This is a genomic window from Protofrankia sp. CiP1_Cm_nod1 (assembly GCF_920888515.1).
GTDB lineage: Bacteria > Actinomycetota > Actinomycetes > Frankiales > Frankiaceae > Protofrankia.
In genome coordinates this window covers 11160-33995 of record NZ_CAKKTM010000381.1, presented here as the reverse complement: position 1 = coordinate 33995, position 22836 = coordinate 11160, and the positions used below count along the sequence as shown (strand labels likewise).

Below are 22836 nucleotides of genomic sequence, written 5' to 3'. Positions count from 1 at the left end.
GGCCCTGCTCCGGGTGCAGGCCCTCCGGCATGCCCGCGCGCAGCGCCGCGTAGAGCAGCTTCGGGTCGACGGCCGGGTCATCACCGGCGGTGCGCCCCGCCAGGCGCGCGGCGGTGGCCGCCTGGGACAGCAGCGCGCCTGGTACGCCGGTGAGGGTGGCCAGCACACCCAGCCGGTCGGCGGGCAGGTCCGCGAGCCGGTCGGCCTGCCCGGCCAGCGCCGCCATCACCTGGTCGTGCTCGTCCCCGTCCGGAGCGACCGCGAAGTCGACGTTCTCGTGGGCGGACGGGTCGACGATCACCGGTGAGGCCGCAACGGCGGTACCGTCGGGCCGGGTCAGACGCACCTCGACGGCCAGCCTGCGGCGCTGCCCGCCCGGCGTGTCCGCCGCATCCTCGGGGAAGACGATCCGGTAGGCGCCGTCCGGGCCCGACACGGCCGTGCCGAGCCGGTGGCCGTCCGCGTCACCGGACGTCACGTCCCATACTGTGGCCTCGAGCCCGCCGGCCGGCACCCCGGTCGTGGTCCGCACGACACCGGTGACCAGCCGCACCTCGCCGGAGATCTCGTACAGCCGGGCGAGTGTCGGGCCGTCCAGGACCCCGCTGCCCTCGAGCTGGTTACGGCCCTGGAAGGCGACGAGCGCCCGGAGCGTCCGCGGGCCGAGGAACGCCTGCCGCAGCTCGGGCTCCGCCTCCGCGGCGGCGAGGTACCCGTGTGCCACGAGGGCGGTCTGTAACCACGCCACCTCGGGCCCGCTGCTACCCAACGATCCCGAAGAGGGCATGACACACCTCACAGCGCGGTCGGCTCCGACCGCTCATTCTCGGCACCCATGACGAGGCGGCGAACCGGATCCCCGGCACCGGAGAAGTCGTGTTCCGGACATGCCATCCAGGACGCGGCCGGCTCGCCGGAACACGGCCGGAGCGCTTCTCGCCGGGCGGGCATCGCGCCCAGCGGGCCGTACCGCCGATCCGTACCGCCGGTTCGCGTCGTCGATCCGCGTCGTCGATCCGGGTCGCCGATCCACGCTGACGGATGTCCCGCGCGTGGCCGCGGCCTCATCCAGTGGCGACCCGATGGCGGCCCGCGCCGGTGGATGGTTCCGTGCGACGCCGCGGGACCGTGCCGGTCGAGTCCGCCTGCCGACACGGTTCTACAGTTAGCGGGTATGACGGTGCTACAGGACGTGAACGCGCCGACGGACGGTTCGCCGGGAACGGGCGGGCCGACCGTTCGCCCGAGGGCGTGGGAGGCGGCTGCCGACGTGCTCGCCGTCCTGCGGCTGTGCGCGGTCGGCAAGCTGCGGTGCAGCGAGAAGACGCAGCGGCCGGCGGCCGCGACCGTCGCCGCCGTCACCGGCGTCCTCACCGGCGGGGACTTCTACCATGAGGAGCCGATCGCCGCGTTCGCGTGGCCGCTGCTGGTGCAGGCGGGTGGCCTGGCCGAGGTCGTCGGCGGACGGCTGCAGCTGACCGCGCGGGGCCGGACGGCGCTGGCCAAGCCCGCCGCGGAGACGATCCGTCACCTCTGGCGGCGCTGGGCCGGCCATGCCGTGATCGACGAGATGAGCCGGATTGAAGCGATCAAGGGCCAGCGTTCGGCCCGGGCGCTGACCGCGGCGGGCCCACGGCGCAAGGCTGTCGCCGTGGCGCTCGCGGCCTGCCCGCCCGGGGAGTGGGTCAAGGTGGACGAGCTGTTCACCCGGATGCGGCGCGAGGGCCCCCCGTTCACGGTGGCGCGCGACGTCTGGAAGCTGTACCTCGAGGATCCGCAGTACGGCAGCCTGGGATACGACGGCTTCCACGACTGGCCGCTGCTGGAAGGCCGGTACACCCTGTGCCTGCTGTTCGAATACGCGGGGACGCTCGGCCTGTTCGACCTCGAATACGGCGATCCGGTCGACGCCCGTGACGACTTCCACGCGAACTGGGGCGCCGACGGCCTGGATTATCTCAGCCGTTATGACGGCCTGTACGCCGTCCGGCTGAACGCGCTCGGCGCATACGTCCTCGGGCTGGCCGAGCGGTACGAGCCGGAGCCGGAAAGCGGCGGCGGAGCGGGCCTGGAGCTCAAGGTCCTGCCGAATCTGGATATTGTGGCCACCGGTGCGGTGAGGCCCGCCGACGAGCTCCTGCTGGACGCCTACGCGCAGCGTTCGTCCGACCGTGTCTGGTCGCTGAGCCTCACGTCGCTGCTGGCCGCGGTCGACGCCGGCCGCCCGCTGGAGGAGCTGCGGCGCTTTCTCGACGACCACGCCAACCACGCCAACCATGCCGGCCACGCCGTACCGGCCACCGTGACCAGGCTTTTCGAGGACACCACGGCCCGCGTCGGCCAGTTGCGCGACTTCGGCCTCGCGCGGGTGGTCGAATGCGCCGACCCCGCGGTGGCCGCCCTCATCACCACCGACCGCAAACTCCGCCGGTTCTGCCAGCCGGTGGGGGACCGCCATATCGCCGTCCCCGTCCAGCACGAAGCCGACTTCCGCGCCGCCCTCCGAAAACTGGGCTACGTCCTCCCCGCCACCCCCACAACGTAGCCACCAGAATCACAGCGTAGTCACCAGAACGCGCATCCCCGCTGAGAACCCGCGCGGCCTGGCCGCGTCCGACAACCGAGGAAGGACGCCGGTGGCAGTCTCCAGCCGGGGCGGATGGCCCCGGCTACCGTGACCACGGCAGCGATCATTTCCATCGTGGGAGTCCGGCGGACCTCGATTGCGCCGCATACCAACGGTCAGCCGGTCAGCGGCGAGAAGGGGAGAATCCCCGTACGGTCAGGGGCGGCCGCCCTGTTCTATCGGTATGCGTCGCTGCGGTGGGAGATGTCGAGCACCTGGACCGTGTGTGTCGTTTCATTGATTTCATAGCGAACTCGCCAGGACGCGCCGCGTCGTGCGGAGTACTGTCCGGCGTACTCGCCGCGTAAGGAGTGCCCAACGCGATACGGGCTCTCGCGCAGAGCGCCGAACGCAAACTCCAGAACCGCGGTGGATATTTTTTCGGGTAGCCGCTCGAGCTGACGCACCGCTCGCGGACGAAACTCCAGGCGGTAGGTCATGCGACGCCGTCGCGACGAAGCAGATGCGCGTACCTGTGCCGGATCTCGTCTTCGTCGAGCCCTGGTCCTTCTTCGCCTTCGCCGGGGAGTTCTCCTCGGGTGGCGCGCTCGGCGGTGTCCCGACGCCACCACGCGGTCTCTTCCTCTGACGCGAGGTCTTCCAGGCGCTGCCAGTCCTCGAGGGAGACGACTACCACGCTGTTACGGCCCGGCCGGCTCAGCGCGATCGGCCCGGTCCGCTCGGCCTCGTCCGCCAACTGGTCCAGATGGTTCCCTGCTGTCTCAAGCGGCTCACTACGCATGGTTCCAGTGTGCCCTCGCCTGCTCCGCCCGCGCCCGAGGAGCGGTGAGCGCACCGTGCCGGCCGTGCGGCGGCCGGCACGAAGCTCAGTGATCATTATTGGCTGCCTGTCCTATACTCGAAGGACCCCGCCGGTCGGCATGCCGCCGGCCCGAAGCGGCCCTGATGGGCCGCCTCTCTTTTTGACCAGTGGAACTCGGCGGCGAACCTCTGAGGGGTCGTCAGTAGCTCTGCGTATCGTCGATGGATGGCCGATGGCCGACGCGTTGCCCGTGATGAAGCACGACAGACAAAGATCACAGTAGGATTATGTAACTATCCGTAATTATATGACTGCGACATGTGGATACCCTACCACTGTGGATCGCGCGTATCGCGCGTGGGTCAGATAATGTAAACGAAGAGTTACACACCGGCTGGCGGCGCCCGGGGGACGTCAGAGCTGGCGGGCAATATTATATGATCATGAAGAAGGTGTGGTTGGACGCGTAGAGCTATCTTTCATGATCTGACAGGGAGCGCGACCAGCGAGCGAGGTTCGCACTCACGACAAGAAGGGCTTCCTGGCAGAGTTCTTCCCCCGACGGTTCTTCCCTGGCGACGCCGACCGTCAGGAGGCCGAGTCCGGTGCCCGGCGGCTCATCGCCGAGAACCGCGCCCATCGGCTCGCCGAGATGCGTCGCAGCCTCGGCCTGACCCAGGCGGACGTCGCCGACCGCATGCACGTCCGCCAGGAACGCGTCTTCGCGATCGAACGGGCCACCGTCGACGCCAGCGAGCCGCGCACGCTCGCCGCCTACGTCAGAGCCCTCGGCGGACGCCTGGAGATCACCGCCGACTTCGGGGGTGAACGACTCGTCATCGCCTGATCAGGCATCGGAGTCCCTTGCATGACCATCGGATTGCCGTGCGGCGGTGAGGATGCCGTACCGTCCGTGAGCGGGGGCTGATGGCCGCCGACCGGTGCTGGGATGGCGGTGCTGCTGGGATAAAGTCCGGCGCCGTATACGTGCGCCGTGTAGTTGATGGGCCGGCTGCCGCGCGGGTGGTATCTCCCCGCCGCGATCCGACCATGATCTGGGGCGGCGCCCAGCGGTGGCCGTGGTTCGGTGCGTGGTGCGTGGTGCGTGGTGCGTGGTGCGGGAGGCGGGAGGCGGGTCAACGGTGTCCGAAGAAGCCAACGGACAGTCCAAGGGAGAGGGCTCCGAGGATTCCGGGAAGGCCGGGGATTCCAGGGAAACCGGGGATTCCGGGGAAACCGGGGAGAAGGCGGCTCCCGGGGGCGGGAAGGCCGGGGACGGCGACCCGTTCGCGGGCCTGGTTCTTGACGACGACTTCGTCGCCGGGGCGACGGCCTACGAAGCGCCGGCGCGGACCCGGGCCGCCGTAGCCCGTTTCGGGGCCGCGGCTGATCCGGGGCGGCCACGTTCATCGGGTGGGCCGCTCGGGTCCCGCCGGCCACGTCGGTTCCGCGGTCGTGGGCTGGTCGCGGCCCTGGCCGTGGCCGGCGTCGGAATCCTGCTCGCGGCCGGTTACGCGGTCGTCCGCATGGGCGACAGTGCCGCGTCGACCGACGCCACCACCGCCGACGGGCCGTCACCCTCCGCGAGTGCGAGCCCTGACCTGCCTGAACTCAACAGGTGGTCGTACGACCGTGGGCGCTGCTACACCTGGAATCAGGATGATCGCATATCGGACGTGGACGAAGTGCCCTGTGCGTCATCACACCTGTTCGAGGCCATCAGGAAGCTGGATATCGCCTCCGACTACCCCACTGACAGCGCTTATCCGACCGAGACGCGGTGGCATGAGATCAACGACCGTTACTGTGGGCCGGTCGCGCGTGATTTCCTCGGCTATCCGTTCGACCCGCACGGTCGTTTCGCGAGCGGAATCATCCGTCCCAGCCGGTTCGGCTGGGAATCAGGTGACCGGGCGTTGGTGTGCGGGCTGATCGCCGCCGGCAACGCCGCCACCCCGAACCGGCTCGTCCCCTTCACCGGTGTGGTCGAGGGCGCCGACCAGGCACGGGTCTATCCCCCCGGAACGTGCCTGGAGCTGACGACGACCGAAACCAAAGGTGAGATTCCCTGCGGTGCTCCCCACCAGGCGGAGGTCACCGGAACAGCCACCCTGCTCAACACCGCGGACGGCCGGCCCCCGTCCGAGGCGGCCTTCAATGAACTGGCCGGCCCGCGCTGCCAGGAGGTGGCCAGCCGCTTTCTGCGACGGCCGTTCCGGGAAACCGAGACCATGCGGGTCGGCTGGCTCCATCTTCCCGCCGAGAGCTGGCGTGCCGGCACCCGCGCACTCACCTGCACAATCATGTTCGTGGACGGGCGCGGTGGATTCGCCACGATCACCGGCGCCCTGTCCCACACCGGCGAAGGCGTCATGGCCTGAGGAAGCGGAAGATCCCCGCGCAGGAGGGGGCGACCGCAGCCCGAATTTTTCGGGATTGAGTATGGGGAAGATCCCCGCGCGGGCGGAGACGACTAGGGCGCTGGTCAGGTAACCATACGTATCCCTCCTGAACGATGGCACGCTTCGATGGACGTCGGCCACCAGAGAAGATCGGCGTAATTTTGTCGCTGTGTACGCTTTTGCGGCCAAAAAGCGTACACAACGACAAACTCTCCTGGATCATGGCCTGCGCGGGTGGTCGTGGATGGGATCCGCGCTACTTGACCGGCGTTCTAGATCAGGACCTCGGCCACGTCGCCGGCCGCAGGAAGATCCCCGCGCGGGCGGGGACGACGTCAACCAGACCTACCGCGCCCTGCAGCAGTGGGGAAGATCCCCGCGCGGGCGGGGACGACACGATGGGTGATCCGACGGGGCTGGCGAGCGCCGGAAGATCCCCGCGCGGGCGGGGACGACGCCGCCCACACCGCGGCGTGCCGGGCGCCGACGGGAAGATCCCCGTGCGGGCGGGGACGACGACCTCGGCTACTCGCCCCAGCAGATCGAACGGGGAAGATCCCCGCGCGGGCGGGGACGACGTGGCATATCCCGTCCACACGGGGTAGAACGCAGGAAGATCCCCGCGCGGGCGGGGACGACCTCCTCACCGGGCATGTCATGCCGGTAGTTGGAGGAAGATCCCCGCGCGGGCGGGGACGACTATGCCCGTTGGCGCACACGATGCTTCTCGTAAGGAAGATCCCCGCGCGGGCGGGGACGACGACGCTGGGGACGCTGGGACGGACGCTGACCCGGGAAGATCCCCGCGCGGGCGGGGACGACGCTGGAGGGGACACGGCGCCGGATAGGCAGCGGGGAAGATCCCCGCGCGGGCGGGGACGACGTCCCTGCCGCCGGCGGACGGGCAACCCGGGTGGGAAGATCCCCGCGCGGGCGGGGACGACCCTCCAGCCGTGCCAGAGCCGGCGCCCCCGGACGGAAGATCCCCGCGCGGGCGGGGACGACGTCTAACCCGGTTGACACGGTCGCCTAGCCCGGGGAAGATCCCCGCGCGGGCGGGGACGACAACGGTCCGGAACTCCGCAATAGCAGCCTGGAGGGAAGATCCCCGCGCGGGCGGGGACGACGCCCGCCGGCGTGGCCGGCGTCGGCGAGCAGCTGGAAGATCCCCGCGCGGGCGGGGACGACTCAGGGGAGGCCGGGGCCGGGTGGTGCTACGACGGAAGATCCCCGCGCGGGCGGGGACGACGCCACCGTTAATCGATGGCTAACCGCCGGCCGGGGAAGATCCCCGCGCGGGCGGGGACGACCGTCCTTACGCCCACTCTAAACCGCCTCCAGTAGGAAGATCCCCGCGCGGGCGGGGACGACCGAAGGTGACGTGAGCCAGCCGCGCGGCGGCTTGGAAGATCCCCGCGCGGGCGGGGACGACGAGGAGTGGGTGTTGTAGCCCTACCGTGTGCCGGGAAGATCCCCGCGCGGGCGGGGACGACCGTAGCTCTAGAGATCATCGACCCGGCCCTTTTGGAAGATCCCCGCGCGGGCGGGGACGACGAGTAGGTCAGCAGATAGCTACCGGCGTGCACAGGAAGATCCCCGCGCGGGCGGGGACGACCGTCGGCCTCGTGCGACGCTCGCTCGCCTGGGGGGAAGATCCCCGCGCGGGCGGGGACGACCAGCAGCGGGGAGCGGCGCAGAGGCCACAGCGGGGAAGATCCCCGCGCGGGCGGGGACGACATATCGGCCGGTGAAAGCCCGGTCGCAGATGTGGGAAGATCCCCGCGCGGGCGGGGACGACATCCGCGCGTGACGGGCCGTAATCGCCTGGTACGGAAGATCCCCGCGCGGGCGGGGACGACGGCCTACCGCGAGCATACATGTCTGATACCTGGGGAAGATCCCCGCGCGGGCGGGGACGACGCCCTGTCGACAGTAGGGGGCGAGTGCGGCGAGGGAAGATCCCCGCGCGGGCGGGGACGACGCCCTGTCGACAGTAGGGGGCGAGTGCGGCGAGGGAAGATCCCCGCGCGGGCGGGGACGACGCTTGGTGAGCTGGGCTTTTAGTGGCGGGGGCGGGCGAAAAGTATTAGTCCATCATAGTCAACAGGGTAGCCGCGGTCTCGGCCGGCGGTTCGTACGGCCCACCTTTGTTCGTTGTTCGCTGGTTCGATCATGATGACTTGGCCGTCGCCGACGCGTTGGGAGAGCACGTTCCAGAGGTGGTCGCGGACGCGGGCGCTGGGGTTGCCTACGAAGACACCGGCTGTGATTTCGATCATCCAGCGTGTCAGGTGGCCGCGTAGGCCTTCGGCTGTGGCGATGAGAACAATGACGGTCATCAGGGTGGTGTCTGCTGGTCGATGTCGGGTCCGGTGACGCCGATGACGGTGTTGCTGTCCCACTGGTCGGCCAGGCCGGCGGCCCAGTTGACGCCGCCGGGCACATGGCCGTCGAACTCGTCCCACAGATGCATGGCGTCGTCGTCGCTGTCGTGGGCTCCTTCCTCCAGCAGGAGGTCCTTGATGTCGTGGACGATCCTTGCCATCAGATGGCCATCGGCGACCTTGTCCCGGAAGGCGGTGCGGATGTCCCTTTCCTCGACGTGGCCGGATGCGGCGAGGTCGAACGCGAGGGGGATCGTGTATTCGGCCTTGTACAGGTCGGCGATGTCCAGGACGAAGGAGGTGGCCCCGCCGGTGTGGACGAATCCGAGCGCCGGGCTGGCTCCGATGCCGACGGTCGCGGCGTGGCAGATGCCGTAAAGACAGCTGTGTCCCGCGGACAGCAGCCGGTTGACGTCGTCGCCGGCGGCGTCGGGGTCGCCTGGGACGTACACGCGACGGTTCCATGCCACGCCGGTCCGTGCGGCGTGCTCGCGGTAGATCTTCTTGATGCGGGCGCCTTCGCGTCCACGCAGCTGTTGCATGGTCGCCTGTGAGACGTCCTCGTCGGGGAAGCGTTTGCCGTACATCCGCCGGGCGACCGTGAGCCGTTCCCTGGTCCGCGTCACCAGGTAGGCCTGCCGCATGAGCAGACCGGCACCACGGCTGGGGCCGAGGCCGGCCGCGTACATCCGTACGCCGCGGTCGCCCACCCAGCAGATCGCGGTGCCGGAGTCCGCGAGGAGCCGGACCGCGGCATGCGTGATCCGAGTGCCGGGACCGATGAGCACGGTGGCGACGAGGGCGGCGGGCACCCGCACGGTGCGTTCACGGTTGACGAGGACGACGGCGTTGTCGTCGCGGTCGAGGTGGCATTTCTCCACGTAGAGCGTTGAGATCCGGTCTTCGATGCGGTGCAGGTCCTGCGGGTTGGACAGCCACCACATGTCAGACGTCGCCGGGTGTCGTCGGGCTGACGGCCGCTGTCGGGCCGAGAATTGCTGTCGGGCCGACAACAGACGGCGGGCCGAGAGGCGCCAGGGTGAGCAGGCCACAGCCGTAGGCTTTCCCCGGGCCGACCCCGTGCAGCAGGGTGTGTCGGGCGCGCTGTGGGTCGGTGACGCGGACGGCACCGTCGAAGGTGGCGGTGCTCAGCACGACGCGCCGGCTGCCGGCCTCACCGTCATCCCCGGTTTTCTTGTGGAAGGTGAGGCGTTCACGAGCGGACAGGTGCAGCGCCGGACCCGTGCCCGCGACGTCGATCACGGTGAATCCCCAGTGATCGATACGGGCGGTGAGCCAGGTGATCTGATGGCCGGCGGTGCGGTGAGGGACGCGGACTCCCCGGGCTCGCGGGCGCGCGAGCTGTTCCTTCTGGGCAGCGGACGGGCTGCTGGGCGAACGGGTCGCGCTGACCGGGTTGGCGCGTAGCCGGAAGCGGAACTCGCGGCCGTTGTCGACGCGGTCGAGCAGCGGCTGGTAGTCGCGTACCAGGGCCTGGGGCTCGTCGGAGTGCGGCCAGCCGGCCTGTTCGACGATGTGTTCCCAGGACGGCGTCGACTCGGTCAGGACGAGCAGTTCGGCGCGGTGGGGCTGGCTGGTTTCCAGCCGCCACAACACCCGTTCGGTGATCGGCTGACGGCTGAGCCCGCCGAGCACGGCGGCGTGCATCTTCTGCGGGCTGCGCAGCAGTCCCTGCGCCCGTGGACGCAGCGGGTTCAGCCAGATCCGCGACAGGTAAGGCATGGGATGGTCACCATCCGAGGAGAGCGAAGGGATCGTGGTCCGGCGGGGTGTCGGTGTCGCCTTCCGCCGTCTGGTTTTCCGCCATCCGGTTGTGTGCCACCGGGTCTTGCGCCGCCCGGTGGGGCACTGGCAGATGGACCCATTCCTGGCGGACCCGGCGGGCGGTGAACGACCGGTGACGTGGGTCGAAGGTGCTCGGCAGGTCCAGGCGGACGTCCTCGCCGCCGATGTCGTCGAGGGTGACGGGCAGGTCGATGTACCGGGGGAGGGAGCGCCGCCGTTGCAGCTTGTCGCGGTGGGCTCTGCCTGCCTGCCATGGGACTTGTCCGAGAACTTCCAGCACCGTTCCCCGCCAGAGGCCGGCGCTGCCTGTCTGGTCCGCGCTGCCTGCCCGGCCGGCGCTGGCAGCCTCGTCAGTGCCGCTCGCTCCGTCGGCGGGGGTGAGCAGGAGAGGCTGGGTCGGCGGGCAGGCGCGGCGTCCGAGCGCGAGAGGGAAGGCCGGGTTGCGCAGCGCCTCGGCGAGGGTGACCAGGACGGGATCGGGCGCGGCGACCGCGACGACGAAGACGGCGTCCTGCAGGTAGAAACGTTCGGTCACATGTGTGTACTTCGCCGGTGACGTCGGCTTCTGCGTCCCCTTGGCCGACACCGACGCCGACGGCAGTGGCACGCCCCGGTAGTCGCTGACGGTGTGGTAGTCGCGCAGCAGGGTGCCGGGCTGGTCGGTCCGCACGCCGAAGACGAGCTCGAGCAGGTCCTCGATCGGGTCGGTGCGGCGCCGGCCCTGCGCGGCGGCGAGCAGGCCGACCAGACCGCTCTTCGTCGGCTCGGCCAGGGTCTCGCGGCGGTTGAACATGCTGGTGCCGCCCCAGGACTGCACCGGGCCGGCCAGCCGCAGCACCAGACAGCCGGCCGCGGCCGGGACCGCTGCCGGGCTGACGGCCGAGCCCGCGGACGGGTCGGTGGCCCCGCTCACCGGCCGTTGCCTTCGAGCCAGCTCCTGGCGGCCGCCGTGACGCTGTCGACCACCTCGTGGAACGGTTTCGCCGCGCCGAGCGGCTCGGCCAGCCCGGTGGCGGCGGACGGGTCCGCGGGCGTGCTGTAGGTGGAGGCGACGAGGACGGGCTCACGCCCCCACAGCGTCGTCGCGGTGGTCAGCTCGTTGGCGAACCGTCGGACGGAGGCGTCGAGAACGCCCCGGCCGTCGGAGCGGACCGGGTTCTCGAACGCCGAGACGAGGTTGACGGGCTGGTCGGCGCGGACGGCGACGGTGAGCAGGTTCGGGGTGGTGCGGTGGGCGAAGGAGTTGCCGTGCCCGGTCGGCATCGAGGTGGTGAACGCGGTGAGGAACACCCGCAGCGCGGCCACGGTCGCCTCGACATCCCCGTCCAGGTTGTCGGCGAGCTGGCGGAGGCCGACGGTGGCGAACCGGTACAGCGTGGCGGACTGGAACTCCACCGTGCCGATCATCCCGGCGCCGGTGTCCTCCTTCGGGTTCTCGTCGTCGACCGCGGTGTAGTAGTCGAACTCCACGTCGACGGCGTGGGTGGACAGCGCGTGCGCGACCTGCGTCGCCGCGTCGACGTTGAGCTCGGCCCGGTCGGCGACCATCCGTCCGAACAGGGCCACGTCGATGGGATGGCCGGTGCCGAGGATCTGCCGCGCGGGCACGTCCTTGACGGCCGCGGCGAGCTCGGTGTCGTTGAGCTCGGACAGCCGCGGCAGGTCGTCCTCGATGCGGTCGATGAGCCGTTCGAGCTGAGGACGGCCGAAGAACAACAGGTAGGCGGTTTCGGTGGCCTTCTTGCCCGCTTTGATGCCCAGGTCAGCCAGGAGGCTGGTGGCGATGCGGGTGCTCGCCCCGGGGTCGAGCAGGCCCCGGGCCGCGATGCGCTCGGCCAACAGTGCGGAGATCTTCTTGGTGCGGGTGCCGAGCTGGCTCGGATCGACATGCTCGGCGAACGCTGTCCGCGTCGCCCGCTTCCAGGCCTGGGACGACACACGGGCGCGCTTGGCGCCACCGTAGACGGCCTGTTTCGGCGTGCCCGCGTCGTCACGGTTGAGGTTGGACGGCGGGACGGTCTGCAGGATGTGGACATCGACGTAGTAGGGCATCGGCAGGTGCCTCTTTCTCGAACGGGGCAGGGTTTTCTCGAGCCGGGTACAGGCGCGGGAAGGACCGTGCGGTTGATGAACGGGGCGGGGCGGCCGGACCGCGGATGGTCGTCGGAGAACAGACAGTCGGATGGCCGAATGGCTAGGCGAAGATCAGAGGTCAGCGGGCGGACGTGGTGCTGGCGCGATCACCGTCGCGACCACGTCCGAGGAAGTACTGGCCTCCCCATCGACGCCGCACCTGTCCGACTCTGTCGGGGTGCTGCCAGTTGATGAGATCTTGCTGCAACTGGTTGTAGTCGAGGCTCTGCGGGATGTGCCGCAGTTGGCGGACCAGCCCCCGTAGGTGATAGGCGGCCTCGTCCAGCGAGGTAGCGGTCGCCGCCGCGTTGAAGCGGCGGTCGACAGCATCCGGGCTGAACCTGTCGCTGTTGCGCAGCGCGAGGACGGCCGTGCCAAGGCCGGTCCCGGCACGGTGCGCCGGCGACGGCAGGGACTGCTGGTGCACGGCATACAGGGTGAGCGCGACGTGCTCGGCCCGCAGCCGGGCGGTGAGACGGCCCTCACGGTCAAGGGTGGTGTAGTAGCGCCACATCGCCGGCACGCTGCCCGGTTCGCGGCCGATACCGCGGCGCAGCGCGGCCAGATCGGCCCCGTCGGGCAGGTCGCCGTTATGGGCGCGTTCCCAGAAGAACGTCTGCCGGCGCGTCTTTTCCGAGGAAACCGGCGGTGTGGTCGGCTCCGCGGGCGGCGCTGAGGCTACATCGGTCATCGGGCCTCTCCCGGTTGCGGTGATGTCAGAAGGCATCGGTTGGTCTCAGGCGGCAGTGGCGGCAGCCGTGCCGAGGATGTCGTTGAGCGCCCGCCGGAACGACGCCTCGGCGACGGCGAGCCGGGGGCCGTAGCGGGCGTCGGGGTCACGGCCGAGGAACGTGCCGGGCGCCGCGGTGGACAGGGCGGGTTCGGCGGCCTCCCACGCCAGCCGGCGGGCGGTGGCCCGCCACGCCAGCTCGGCCCGTTCGGCGTCATCCGGGTTGCGGGCGAGGCCGGCCAGCAGCCGGCGCACCGTCGGCGTGAAGCTGTGGACGAGCATGTCGCCGAGCCGCTGGCCCCTGTCCCACGGCAGCTTCTCGGCCCCGGCCGCGGCACGGAGATCGTCGCCGAGCCGGTTGGCGGCGACGCGCAGTTGCTCCGCCTGGTGTGCCACCGCCAGCACGGTGTCCCGTACCGCCGAGTCGGCGGTCAGCGCCGCCACCGGCAGCGGGATCTCGTCCACCATGACGTCGTCGACGACCGCCGACTGGGTGCCGTACCGGACGCCGACGGTCAGGACGCGCAGCGGAAGATCCTCGGGAACGTAGCCGTCATCACGCAGCCTGGCCAGCTGGGAGAGTAACGCGGGTGCGGTGAGCCGGTCACTGGTCGGGCCGGACGTGGCGAGCAGCGCCTCAAGACCGCGCCAGGCCGACCGGCCCGGCTGATGACGCACCGCCCGCACCGGGGGCTCGCCCGCGCGGGGGCGCTCGGCTTGCCGCCAGGCGGTATGCGGTTCCAGGTCGTGTGCCAACGCGGCCAGCCGGTCACCGGCGCTGAGCACCACCCGGCGCACCGTCACGCCCCCCGGCGCCGTCCCGTCGACGTCGCCGCTACCGGTGCCGGCGTCGGTATCGGTGAGCAGGCGTACCCGGCGGGACTGCCAGGTGAGCAGGTCCAGCAGGCCGAGCGCGCCGCGCTCACGCCACTCGGGGCCGGCCGGGGCGGCCCGCCACTGTGGGCGGTCGACCTGCCGCAGCCCCTGCGGGAGCACGGGCGTGTTCAGCATCAGGGTGTGGAACAGGGTGGCGCCGACCGGGACGACGACACCGAGCTGTCCGAGCGGCCCGGTCGGGTTCCCCGTCGTCTTGCCAGCCTTGACCCGAGGGTCCCCGACCGCACCGGTCTTGATCGCCGCGGTGTCCCAGCAATGCGCGGCCAGTAGCGCCCGGGCCGCCGCTGCCGGAGTCAACGCGGGTGGGTCGTTCTCGATCCGCGCGCTGAAAAGTGGCACGTTGTTGCCGGTGGCGAGCCGGGGGACGAGCAGCGAGACCGGTTTCGTCTCGTCCTTCGCCGTGCGCAGCCCGGCGACCTGCGCGAACGGCGCTGTCGGATGAAAAAGGTCAAAACGCCCGGCGTGCTCCTTCAGGTACGCCGTGATCCGCCCGGTGTCGAGCCGCCCCGCCTCCCACCGCCGCGACCACTCCTCGTCGTCGCGGGGAGCGCCGAGCGCGTCGAGCAGCACGGGCAGCAGCACCTGCCGCAGCACCGCGACCGCCTCCAGCGGCTCGTCGAGCGCCAGCCCGTCGATCTCCTGAGCGTCAACGAGAGCATCAAGCAGCCCAACCTCGCCACGCCTCCCGCCCCAGGTCACCGCAGCCCACGGCTGGCTGATCAGGTCGAAACTGGTCATCGTGTCCCCCCGCGCTCGTGTCTGAGGCCGACCTCGTCGTTGTAGGTCAGGCGATATGTACCAAGTGCCACCGACAGGTTTTCGTCGAGCACGAGGGCGCGGGCCCGGCGCAGCCATGGATCATGTAGCCAGGCAGGTAGCGGTGCCAGGCCGGCTCGGGCGGCGGTGGTGATCTCCTTGTTCGCCGGTAGCCGGATGGTCGCGCCGACGACCTCCTCCAGGATGGTGTCGTCGGAGACGGCGGTCTCGCCGCTCGGGCCCAGGGCTCTGCCGCCGAGGGTGAGGTATCCCGCCGAGCCTTGGCGGACGAGCACGACCTCCATGGACTCCTCGCCGTCGCGGACGACCGCGGCCACCTTCTCCTCGTCGCTCAGCGGGGCGGTCGACCGCTCGTGCAGGCCAGCCAGCGTGGGGCAGCCCAGGTTGTCCTCGCCGGACAGCAGGAACTCCCTGGCGTTCGCCTCCCTGCGCTGCTCCCGCTCGGCCCATTCCCGGCGGGCCTGGGCGGCGTTTTCGGCCCATTCCGGTGGCCCGAGCGGATCCTCACCGTAACCGGCGGCGACCAGCCCGGGGACATCGGCCGGCACCGACCATCCGTCGCCCGCTGCCGCGTCGGCGACCAGGGCGGCGGAGCGCAGCAGCAGGTGGTCCCCGTACACGGCCCGGCTCCCACCGGGCCATGTCGGCACGGCGCCCGGCCGCAGCAGCAGGCCACTGACGATCACTCTGGGTTGTCGCAGCCCGGGCGGGCGCTCCGTGGCGGGCCGGTCGTGGCGGTGCAGCCGGCCGACCCGCTGGAGCAGCAGGTCGATCGGCGCGAGGTCGGTGACGAGCAGGTCGACGTCCACGTCGAAGGACTGCTCGGCCACCTGGGTCGCGACCACGACCAGCCGCCGCGGCCGGGCCGCCCCCGCGGGCCGTCCCGGCCGGCCCAGCAGGTCCACCACCCGCTCGGCGCGGGCGGCGCGTTCGGCCCCGACGAACCGGGCGTGCAGCAGCACGACGTCCTCGCCGAACGCCGGGCGCAGCGCGGTGTGGACGTCCTGGGCGCGGGCGACGGTGTTGCACACCACCAGCGCGCACCCGCCGTCACCCACCTCCGCCGTGACCGCGGCGGCGACGGCCGCGGGGGAGAAGTCCGGGGTCTCGGCGAGCACCCGCACCTCGACCCGGGCCGAGGCACGCCACGAGGGCCCGGACGCGACCTCGTCCCATCGCTTGCCTTCCGTCGTCACGCACACCGCGGTGGCGCTCGGGTAGCCTGCCGGTACCGGGAGGTCCGTCACGTCCACGTCACGTTCCTGCAGCGCACCCTGGAGATAGGCGCGGACCAGTTGCAGCCGCAGCGACGGCGGCAACGTCGCCGACAGCAGGACGACCGGGACACCGGTGTCGGCGAGCCAGCGCAGCGCCTCGAACAGGAACTGCGCCATGTACACGTCGTAGGCGTGCACCTCGTCCAGCACGACCACCCGGCCCGCCGTACCGGCCTGCCGCAGCATCACGTGCTTCGTTCGCGTCGCCGCATGCAGCAACTGGTCGACGGTGCCCACCGTGACCGGCGCCAGCAGGCCCCGTTTCGGGCCGAGGAACCACTCGGCGGCGGCCGTGCCACTGACAGCCGGCCGGCCACCGTCCCCGGCGGCCGATCCGCTCCCGGTGCCGCCGGAACCGATGAAGCCGTAGTCGTCGTCCATGTCGTACTCGTCCCGCTCGTCGGCGATGTCCGTGAAGGCGACGGCGGAACGCAGCGCCGCCCACTCCTTGTTGAAACGCGCGCGCCCGTGCAGGAGCCCGATGGGCACATCCGGATCCACCGACGTCAGCCACGTCCGGACCCGGCCGAACATCGGGTCGCTGGTCGCCTGGGTGGGCATCCCGACGAACATCCCGTCCGCGCCGAACCGGCTGGCCAGCACCTCCACCGCCGCGAAAGCGGCCTCCGTCTTGCCCTCACCCATCGGGGCCTCAAGGATGAGCAGGCCCGGCGTGGGCATCCGCGCCGCCAGCCGTACCGCGTCGGCCTGGGCGGGGCGGGCGGCGACACCGAAACGATGGCGTACCAGGTCGGGCTGGTCCCGCGGCGCCGGCCGGTCGGCGCGCCAGCCGCCGCGCAGCCCCAGCTTGTCCCACGCCCGCTGGGCGCGATCCCGTGATTTCTCGATCGAGATGTCGGAGAGATCGGACAGCCCGTCGAAGTGCCGCGCGTCGCTGGCAACCCAGTCCGCCATGATGATCATGCCGGACAGGGTGAGCTGGCCGCCTCGGCGCGGCGTCGCCACATCCGAGAAGGCATCCAGGTCCAGTCCCAGCTCGCCGGCGACCCGTCCGACGAACTCCTGTTGGACGTCGAGCCACCGGCCGCGGCCGTGCGCGGTGGGACTGGTGGGCCGCAGCCGGTCCGTCCCGGGCACCTTGCCGTGATGCCCGGCCACCAGCGGCCACACCCAGTTACGGGCCGGCGCGCCCCAGCCCGCCTCCTTCAGACAGTCACGGACGATGACCGCGCCGGCGCGCGCATGATGCCAGCCGGCGGCCTGGCTGCGGGTGAGCCCACGCCAGTCGAGGCCGGCCGCGCGGACCCGTTCCGCCAGCCCGTCGTCCTTCGTCTGGAAGGCGGGAGTCGCCTTGCCCACATCGTGCAGGCCGCACAGCAGGGCGAACAGGGAACGGCCCCGGCCACCACTGCACTCGTCGAGGCGGCCACGTATGGCGGTGGACAGGAAACGGTCCCAGACGAGCTCGCCGACCGCGGCCGTGTCGAGCAGATGCCCCAGCAGCAGATGCATCGAGCCCTGGGCGTCCGACTTCCCCCACACCACGGCAATAGCCGCGTCGGCCGCGTCCCGCATGATGTTCCCCCCGTGTCCAGCAGATCGGACACGGCGCATTCAACCACCCGATGGACAGCTACCACGCCACAGGGTGACATACACGGCCACGACGGCGATCATCTCCATGCCGGGGTCCGGCGGGCCTCGACCGCGCCGTCCGCCAGCTGTGCGCATGCGTCATGCCACGGCGCTGATGCGGCATGACGCGAGCATGGGGATCACCGTCCTGGACCGTGAGGTCTACTCGATGGGCGAGGCGGCGCGTGTCCTCGGTGTGCGACCGGCGCGGCTGCGTGGATGGATCGACGGCTACTCCGTGGCGGCTCGGTCTACGAGCCGGTCATCCGGCCCGAACGGACCGGCGAAGAGGCCGTCACCTGGGGGGAGTTCGTCGAGGCCGGTTATCTTCGCGAGTACCGGATACGGCACAGGGTCTCTCTGCGACGTCTCCGTCCGGTCGTGCAGTTTCTGCGGGAGCGTTTCGGTGTCCCCTATCCGCTCGCGCACGCCAGGCCGTATGTCGCGAACCGTGAGCTCGTTCTCGAGGTTCAGGACGAGACCGGTATCGACCGGGAGCTCGTGATGGTCGTCATCCGTAACGGCCAGCTCGTACTCGCCCCCGGCGCGGCCGCGTTCGTGGAGAAAGCCGAGTTCGCTCCCGGTGGCGGGGAGGTCCTCCGTATCCATCCGGATGACAGGTCCAGCCCGGTCGTCATCGACCCGCTGCGTGGCTTCGGCGCGCCGGCCGTTCATGGGATACGCACCGAGAACCTCGGCGGCTGAATGCGGGCCGGCGGTCGGTGAACGCCATGGCGGATACGCTTGGATGATGGATGCGCTCGTCTCTGCCGCTGGTACGGCGACCGGGCGTGGCCGGGTGGACAAGCGGGAGGCGATCCTCGCCGCCGCGTTCGAGGTGTTCGCCCGCAAGGGGTACGAGGGCGCGAGCGTCGATCTCATCGCGAGCGAGGCCGGGGTGGCCAAGCCGACGCTCTACAACCATCTTGGGAGCAAGGAGAAGCTGTTCCGGCTGGTGATGGTCGACGCGGCGGTCCGGGCGAACGCCCGCACCCTCGCCGTGCTCAGGAACTTCCCGACCGAGCCGGCCGATCTTGTCGGTGAGCTGGGTGCCGTCGCCGACGGGCTGGCGGCGTGCGTCTGCGACGAGCAGTCGGTGGCCGCCCGCCGTCTGATGTACATGGAGTCCGGTCGTTTCCCCGATCTGTTCCGGACGATGTGGGCCTCCGGCGAGGAGGTGATCGAGACGCTGGCCGGCCGGATGGCCCGGCTCGCGCACGCCGGCTACCTGGAGATCGCCGACCCCGCGACGGCCGCCACCCAGTTCGTCGGCCTCGTCCTGGGGGACCTGCCGCTGCTCACGGTCTTCGCCCCCGACACCGTGACCCCCGCCCACCGCGACCAGACCGCCGCCGCCGGCGTGACCACCTTCCTGCGCGCCTTCGCCCGCCGTCCGTCGTGACCGGTACCTGTCCGGTACCTGTCCGGCCATCCGCGCGGACGCCGTCGCCCGGAACGCACCGGCGGCATGACGGCCCGCGCCGCGGTCGGGTTGGCTGCCCGCGGGCGCCCGGCGTGGGACGGGAACATGCTGTGGCCGTCGGACCGGTGACGGAAGGAGATTCCCGGATGACCTTCCAGGTGACGTTCGACTGTATCGCCGACGGTTTGCCCACCAGCCCTCGGCGTGAACGGGAGTCGACAGCCTCAGGCGGTCACTGATCACTTGTCGCATCGGGCGTGAGCCAATAGTATCACGTTTCCGTTATACTTTTGCCATGTCTGATCATACGCTGGCGCGAGAGGAGCTCTGGGATGTCGCGGCGTCCCAGCACGGGTTTGTGACCGCCCACCAGGCGACCGAGCTCGGTGTCGGCAAGGGGGCACTGCAGATGCTCGTACAGCGCGGCACCCTCGACCGGGTAGCGTTCGGTGTCTACCGCTTCCCCCGCTACCCGGTGAGCGAGTACGACCCCTGCATGCTTGCGGTGCTGTGGACGCGCGCACCGGAAGCGTGCCTGAGCCACGAGACCGCACTGGATGCCTACGGCGTCAGCGACGTCAACCCGAACCGCCTCCACGTCACCGTCAGCAAGCAGCGTCGCCTGCGCCGGGCAGGTGGCGAAGGCTACATGATCCATCATGAGGATCTGACACCAGAGCGGATCGCCTGGTGGCAGGAGATTCCCACGGTCACTCCGGCCACTGCGATCACCCAGTGCACCGCCTTCGGCACTTCGAGCCATCTGCTGCGGCAGGCGATCGTGAACGGGCACGCACAGGGCCGCATCACCACCGTCGAGCGCGACGAGCTGACCGCGGCGTTGGAGGCACGCCATGACCAATAAGCATGCTGAGTCGCGGCTCGCCGCGCTGCTTCGAACCCTCACGCCGAAGACCACCCGGCCGGTCTCGACAACTGTGCTGAACAAATGGATAGCCCAGACGGAGGGCAAGCTCGGTGCGGAGGCCGCTGGCGGGAGGCTCGGTTGGCTGATCGCCTCATCGGTGGCGATCGCCGCGGCGGCATCGAGTACGGCGGCATCGTGTACGGCGGCATCGTGTTCCCCGCAACCGCGACCTTCGGTGAAGTCATGCGGGCTGACACCGCGCCGCAGCACATCCGGCTCTGAGGTCCGACGGCATCACGCCGGTGCCGACGTCGACTCTTTCCCAGAGTGCCGGTCAGGTAGCCATACGTATCCCCGCGAACGGTGGCACACCTCGATGGGTGCCGGCTGCCGGAGAAGATCGGCGCGAGTTTGTCGTTGTGTACGCTTTTGCGGACGAAAAGCGTACACAACGACAAAATTGTCTGGATCATGGTCTGTGCGGGTGGTCGTGGATGGGATCCGCGTTACTTGACCGGCGTTCCAGCGATCGGTAGATCGTCGGCATCACGCTGTCCGGTCGGTGACCGGCGCGGACGCCCTGGCCGGTTGTCGGGACTGGCCGGTTGCCGGGAAACGAATTGTCAAACGAGCTGTCAGGGGATGAGGACGATCTTGCCTCGGGTGTGGCCGTGTTCGAGCTCGCGGAAGGCGTCCTGGACGTCGGCCAGCGGGTAGGCGCCGGCGATCGGGACCTCCAGGCGGCCGTCGGCCACCAGGTGTGCCAGCTCGGCGAGGACGTCGGCGCTGGCCGCCGCCGCGCTGCCGTCCGCCTTCACCCGGTGCCGGCCGGCCGCGTCGAAGTCGACGATGGTGTCGATCCGGTCGGGGGCCACCCCGAGCTCGAGCGCCAGGTCCACGTAGCCCTGGCCGAACGTGTCGATGAAGGCGTCGACATGGTCCGCCGCCTGCCGGATGCGGTCGGCGACGCCGTCTCCGTGGGAGACCGGGCTCACCCCGTGGTCGGCGAGCCAGGGATGGTTGGCCGGCCCGGCGATCCCGATCACGCGTCCGCCGGCGAGCCTGGCGAGCTGCACGGCGATCGACCCCACCCCGCCCGCGGCGCCGGAGACGACCACCGTGTCACCGCCGCGCGGCGAGACCGCGCGCACCGCGGCGTACGCCGTCGTCCCGGCCACGAACAGTGATCCGGCGACCTCCCAGGAGATCTTCTCCGGCTTCGCCGTGAGGTTGTCCGCCTCCACCACCACGTACTCGGCGTGGCTGGCGCGCCGGTTGGTGAACCCGAGGACCTCGTCCCCGACGGAGAAGCCGGTCACCCGCGGGCCGGTCTCCTCGACGACTCCGGCCAGATCGCTGCCCTGCCCGGAGGGGAACGTCGCCGGCCACCGGCCGTGCAGCAGCCCCTCACGGATCTTCGCCTCACCGGGATTGATCCCGGCGGCCCGCACCCGGACGAGGACCTCACCCGCCCCGGGCGCCGGCCGCGGCACGTCCACCACCCGCAGTTCCTCTATCCCGCCGTACCCGTCGAACCGGACAGCCCGCGGCATCGCCAGCTCCTTCGTCGTGTCGGTCGTGACCGTTTTCTTCGCCGTCTTCTTTCCGCGTCGCCTTTGTCGTGTTCTTCTGTCGCTTCTTTTTCTCTTGGTTCTCTCCCCGTTGCCGGTCCGGTCCCAACAAGGTCGGGACGCCTGCCTGTGCCCGTGTCCACGTCCGGGCCCACGGACGGGCCGGCCGCGGCGGTGGCCCGGCCGGCCGCCCGTCCCACCATGGGGGCCCGGTCGTGAAAGCGAGGATGGAGATGGTCGCTGTCACGACCGTCTGTTCCCTCACGCGCGCGGTTCAATGGTTGTCGACGCGGAGCCCTTCGGTGCCGTCGGCGGATCAGGGACGTCCGGCTGGGCGTCTGTGCCGACCGGGGCCGGGGGTGGGGACAGCGCCGGGGCCGGCGGTCGCCGGCCGCCAGCCCAGTGCCGGGGCGATCTCGGTGCCGATGATCTCCAGGCGGCGCAGCGCCGCGTCGAAGCTCGCCGCCTCGCCGGCCTCACCCTGGACGGCGGCGATGAAGTAGGACGTGAACCCCGGTCCCACCGGGTTCGTCGCGAGGCTTTCGACGATCACGTCGACCGGGCCGTGGTGGACGTTCATGGCGTCCAGCGCGGCGGCGTCGTCGGCGGTGCCGGGCAGCCCGAAATGGGACAGGTACGGACGGTAGCGGGCAATGTCGGCGGCCAGGTCCCGCGGGGCGGCCAGGCGGTCGGGCCCGGGGAACACACCGTGCGCGACGGCGAGCCGGGCCGCCGGGTAGCCGTCCGGACACAGCGACCGGGCTGCCGCCCTCGAGCGGCCAACCACGGCCGAAGGGCTATCCGTGGCCGAAGGGCTATCCGTGGCCGAGCGGGCAGCCGCGCCCGAGCGGACCGTCCCGACGGATCGGCCGTCCCCGCCCGGTCCGTCGGCGGGGTGAGCCGTCTCGGCCGAGAAAGCCGTCCCGTCCGGCCTGGCGGTGGCGCCTGAACGGGCCGCGGCATATGCGCGCAGGTACGTTTCGGCCAGCGGGCGCTGCGCCGACCCGGCGGGCCCGACGCCGAGCAGCAGCCCGTCCCCGGCACGCGCCGCGGCCGTCGCGCCCTCGGCGCTGGCGGTGGAGTCCCACAACCGTCCGGCCAGTGCCGGCGCCGGCGGCTGCAGCCGCAGCCCGTCGGTGCCCGGGACGTCGCCGCCGCGCAGCAGGTCCCGTAGCAGGCCGATGGCCTGCGTGAACAGCTCCCGGCGCGCGCCGGCGTCCCGGCCGAAGGCGGCGAACGCCGGCGAGCTGGCGCCGCCCGTGCCCAGCCCGAGCTGTAGCCGCCCGCCGCTGAGCGCGTCGACGACGGCCGCGTCCTCGGCGACCCTGACCGGGTTCTCCAGCGGCAGCACCACCACCGCGGTGCCGAGCTCGATCCGCCGGGTCGCCTGCGCGGCCGCGGCGAGCAGCACCAGCGGTGAGGGCAGCCGGCCGTACTGGGGGGAGAAGTGGTGCTGGGCGATCCAGCCGCCGTCGAACCCGAGCTCCTCGGCGGCGACGAACAGCTCCACGAGCCGGCGTAGCAGTTCCGCCGGCTCCTCCCGGCCGAACACGTGGGTCAGGAAGCCCAGCTTGAACGGACGG

At 70.9% G+C, this 22836-nt stretch carries 20 protein-coding genes and 1 CRISPR repeat array; of the genes, 7 read left to right on the top strand and 13 right to left on the bottom strand.

Features of this window, described 5'->3' with window-relative positions:
* Positions 1-787 (bottom strand): peptidoglycan-binding domain-containing protein (locus NBX02_RS17140; RefSeq protein WP_250292193.1); only part of this gene is annotated, 787 nt, incomplete at its 3' end.
* A 387-nt stretch (positions 788-1174) separates the two neighbouring features.
* On the opposite strand from NBX02_RS17140, the gene NBX02_RS17135 reads away from it, so the two are divergent.
* Entirely contained in the window at positions 1175-2545 is a 1371-nt protein-coding gene (locus tag NBX02_RS17135; protein WP_250287261.1) for a helicase-associated domain-containing protein, read from the top strand.
* A 257-nt stretch (positions 2546-2802) separates the two neighbouring features.
* Here NBX02_RS17135 and NBX02_RS23305 read toward each other — a convergent pair whose 3' ends face one another.
* Entirely contained in the window at positions 2803-3066 is a 264-nt protein-coding gene (locus tag NBX02_RS23305; RefSeq protein WP_445548497.1) for a type II toxin-antitoxin system RelE family toxin, read from the bottom strand.
* Positions 3063-3368 (bottom strand): type II toxin-antitoxin system prevent-host-death family antitoxin, encoded by a 306-nt coding sequence (locus tag NBX02_RS17130; RefSeq protein ID WP_250292191.1) that lies wholly within the window; start codon positions 3366-3368, stop codon positions 3063-3065. The genes NBX02_RS23305 and NBX02_RS17130 overlap by 4 nt, the downstream gene beginning before the upstream one ends.
* Positions 3369-4041: 673 nt before the next feature.
* On the opposite strand from NBX02_RS17130, the gene NBX02_RS17125 reads away from it, so the two are divergent.
* Together NBX02_RS17125 and NBX02_RS17120 are read left to right on the top strand one after the other, a co-directional pair.
* Positions 4042-4236 carry a helix-turn-helix domain-containing protein gene (locus NBX02_RS17125; RefSeq protein WP_250292190.1) on the top strand — a complete coding sequence of 65 codons (195 nt, stop codon included), beginning with the start codon at positions 4042-4044 and terminating at the stop codon, positions 4234-4236.
* A 295-nt stretch (positions 4237-4531) separates the two neighbouring features.
* Positions 4532-5770, top strand: a complete 1239-nt coding sequence (locus tag NBX02_RS17120; protein ID WP_250292187.1) for a septum formation family protein — start codon at positions 4532-4534, stop codon at positions 5768-5770.
* A 326-nt stretch (positions 5771-6096) separates the two neighbouring features.
* Positions 6097-7833: a CRISPR direct-repeat array (repeat unit 28 nt; unit sequence GGAAGATCCCCGCGCGGGCGGGGACGAC).
* Positions 7834-7851: 18 nt separating this feature from the next.
* Here NBX02_RS17120 and cas2e read toward each other — a convergent pair.
* From cas2e to cas3, 8 genes are all read right to left on the bottom strand, one after another.
* On the bottom strand, positions 7852-8130 hold the full coding sequence (gene cas2e, locus NBX02_RS17115; protein WP_445548496.1) for a type I-E CRISPR-associated endoribonuclease Cas2e: 279 nt from the start codon (positions 8128-8130) through the stop codon (positions 7852-7854).
* Positions 8130-9119, bottom strand: a complete 990-nt coding sequence (gene cas1e, locus NBX02_RS17110) for a type I-E CRISPR-associated endonuclease Cas1e (RefSeq protein ID WP_250292185.1) — start codon at positions 9117-9119, stop codon at positions 8130-8132. Before cas1e ends, cas2e begins: the two co-directional genes overlap by 1 nt.
* 1 nt (position 9120) lies before the next feature.
* Positions 9121-9918 carry a type I-E CRISPR-associated protein Cas6/Cse3/CasE gene (gene cas6e, locus NBX02_RS17105; RefSeq protein ID WP_250292184.1) on the bottom strand — a complete coding sequence of 266 codons (798 nt, stop codon included), beginning with the start codon at positions 9916-9918 and terminating at the stop codon, positions 9121-9123.
* Positions 9919-9925: 7 nt separating this feature from the next.
* Entirely contained in the window at positions 9926-10822 is an 897-nt protein-coding gene (gene cas5e, locus NBX02_RS17100; protein WP_445548498.1) for a type I-E CRISPR-associated protein Cas5/CasD, read from the bottom strand.
* 68 nt (positions 10823-10890) lie between these two features.
* Complete coding sequence (gene cas7e / locus NBX02_RS17095) at positions 10891-12033, bottom strand: type I-E CRISPR-associated protein Cas7/Cse4/CasC (RefSeq protein WP_250292179.1); 1143 nt, start codon at positions 12031-12033, stop codon at positions 10891-10893.
* 160 nt (positions 12034-12193) lie between these two features.
* The gene (gene casB, locus NBX02_RS17090; RefSeq protein ID WP_250292177.1) at positions 12194-12805 is read right to left on the bottom strand and encodes a type I-E CRISPR-associated protein Cse2/CasB; all 612 of its coding nucleotides are present in this window, start codon (positions 12803-12805) and stop codon (positions 12194-12196) included.
* Between the two features lie 45 nt (positions 12806-12850).
* Positions 12851-14479, bottom strand: a complete 1629-nt coding sequence (gene casA, locus NBX02_RS17085; protein ID WP_250292175.1) for a type I-E CRISPR-associated protein Cse1/CasA — start codon at positions 14477-14479, stop codon at positions 12851-12853.
* A complete protein-coding gene (gene cas3 / locus NBX02_RS17080; protein WP_250292173.1) occupies positions 14476-17331 on the bottom strand; it encodes a CRISPR-associated helicase Cas3' in 2856 nt (951 codons plus the stop codon). Before cas3 ends, casA begins: the two co-directional genes overlap by 4 nt.
* A gap of 279 nt (positions 17332-17610) precedes the next feature.
* On the opposite strand from cas3, the gene NBX02_RS17075 reads away from it, so the two are divergent.
* The 4 genes from NBX02_RS17075 (at position 17611) to NBX02_RS17060 (ending at position 19964) form a co-directional block, all read left to right on the top strand.
* Positions 17611-18096 (top strand): hypothetical protein, encoded by a 486-nt coding sequence (locus NBX02_RS17075; RefSeq protein ID WP_250292172.1) that lies wholly within the window; start codon positions 17611-17613, stop codon positions 18094-18096.
* Between the two features lie 46 nt (positions 18097-18142).
* A complete protein-coding gene (locus NBX02_RS17070) occupies positions 18143-18793 on the top strand; it encodes a TetR/AcrR family transcriptional regulator (protein WP_250292170.1) in 651 nt (216 codons plus the stop codon).
* A 316-nt stretch (positions 18794-19109) separates the two neighbouring features.
* Positions 19110-19679 (top strand): type IV toxin-antitoxin system AbiEi family antitoxin domain-containing protein, encoded by a 570-nt coding sequence (locus NBX02_RS17065; RefSeq protein ID WP_250292169.1) that lies wholly within the window; start codon positions 19110-19112, stop codon positions 19677-19679.
* Between the two features lie 141 nt (positions 19680-19820).
* Entirely contained in the window at positions 19821-19964 is a 144-nt protein-coding gene (locus tag NBX02_RS17060) for a hypothetical protein (RefSeq protein ID WP_250292168.1), read from the top strand.
* A 353-nt stretch (positions 19965-20317) separates the two neighbouring features.
* Here the strand turns inward: NBX02_RS17060 and NBX02_RS17055 are convergent, their stop codons facing one another.
* Together NBX02_RS17055 and NBX02_RS17050 are read right to left on the bottom strand one after the other, a co-directional pair.
* Complete coding sequence (locus NBX02_RS17055; RefSeq protein ID WP_250292166.1) at positions 20318-21235, bottom strand: NADP-dependent oxidoreductase; 918 nt, start codon at positions 21233-21235, stop codon at positions 20318-20320.
* Between the two features lie 334 nt (positions 21236-21569).
* Positions 21570-22836, bottom strand: a 1267-nt coding sequence (locus tag NBX02_RS17050) for an LLM class flavin-dependent oxidoreductase (protein ID WP_250292164.1), incomplete at its 5' end; no start/stop codon positions are given.

Excerpts from the sequence above, each read along its gene's own strand:
- NBX02_RS23305 (WP_445548497.1), bottom strand. The coding sequence starts at position 3,066 with ATGACCTACCGCCTGGAGTTTCGTCCGCGAGCGGTGCGTCAGCTCGAG.
- NBX02_RS17065 (WP_250292169.1), top strand. The coding sequence starts at position 19,110 with ATGTCTGATCATACGCTGGCGCGAGAGGAGCTCTGGGATGTCGCGGCG.
- NBX02_RS17070 (WP_250292170.1), top strand. The coding sequence starts at position 18,143 with ATGGATGCGCTCGTCTCTGCCGCTGGTACGGCGACCGGGCGTGGCCGG.
- cas7e (WP_250292179.1), bottom strand. The coding sequence starts at position 12,033 with ATGCCCTACTACGTCGATGTCCACATCCTGCAGACCGTCCCGCCGTCC.
- NBX02_RS17075 (WP_250292172.1), top strand. The coding sequence starts at position 17,611 with ATGGATCGACGGCTACTCCGTGGCGGCTCGGTCTACGAGCCGGTCATC.
- NBX02_RS17125 (WP_250292190.1), top strand. The coding sequence starts at position 4,042 with ATGCGTCGCAGCCTCGGCCTGACCCAGGCGGACGTCGCCGACCGCATG.
- cas1e (WP_250292185.1), bottom strand. The coding sequence starts at position 9,119 with ATGTGGTGGCTGTCCAACCCGCAGGACCTGCACCGCATCGAAGACCGG.
- cas2e (WP_445548496.1), bottom strand. The coding sequence starts at position 8,130 with ATGACCGTCATTGTTCTCATCGCCACAGCCGAAGGCCTACGCGGCCAC.
- cas6e (WP_250292184.1), bottom strand. The coding sequence starts at position 9,918 with ATGCCTTACCTGTCGCGGATCTGGCTGAACCCGCTGCGTCCACGGGCG.
- casB (WP_250292177.1), bottom strand. The coding sequence starts at position 12,805 with ATGACCGATGTAGCCTCAGCGCCGCCCGCGGAGCCGACCACACCGCCG.
- casA (WP_250292175.1), bottom strand. The coding sequence starts at position 14,479 with ATGACCAGTTTCGACCTGATCAGCCAGCCGTGGGCTGCGGTGACCTGG.
- NBX02_RS17130 (WP_250292191.1), bottom strand. The coding sequence starts at position 3,368 with ATGCGTAGTGAGCCGCTTGAGACAGCAGGGAACCATCTGGACCAGTTG.
- cas3 (WP_250292173.1), bottom strand. The coding sequence starts at position 17,331 with ATGCGGGACGCGGCCGACGCGGCTATTGCCGTGGTGTGGGGGAAGTCG.
- NBX02_RS17055 (WP_250292166.1), bottom strand. The coding sequence starts at position 21,235 with ATGCCGCGGGCTGTCCGGTTCGACGGGTACGGCGGGATAGAGGAACTG.
- NBX02_RS17135 (WP_250287261.1), top strand. The coding sequence starts at position 1,175 with ATGACGGTGCTACAGGACGTGAACGCGCCGACGGACGGTTCGCCGGGA.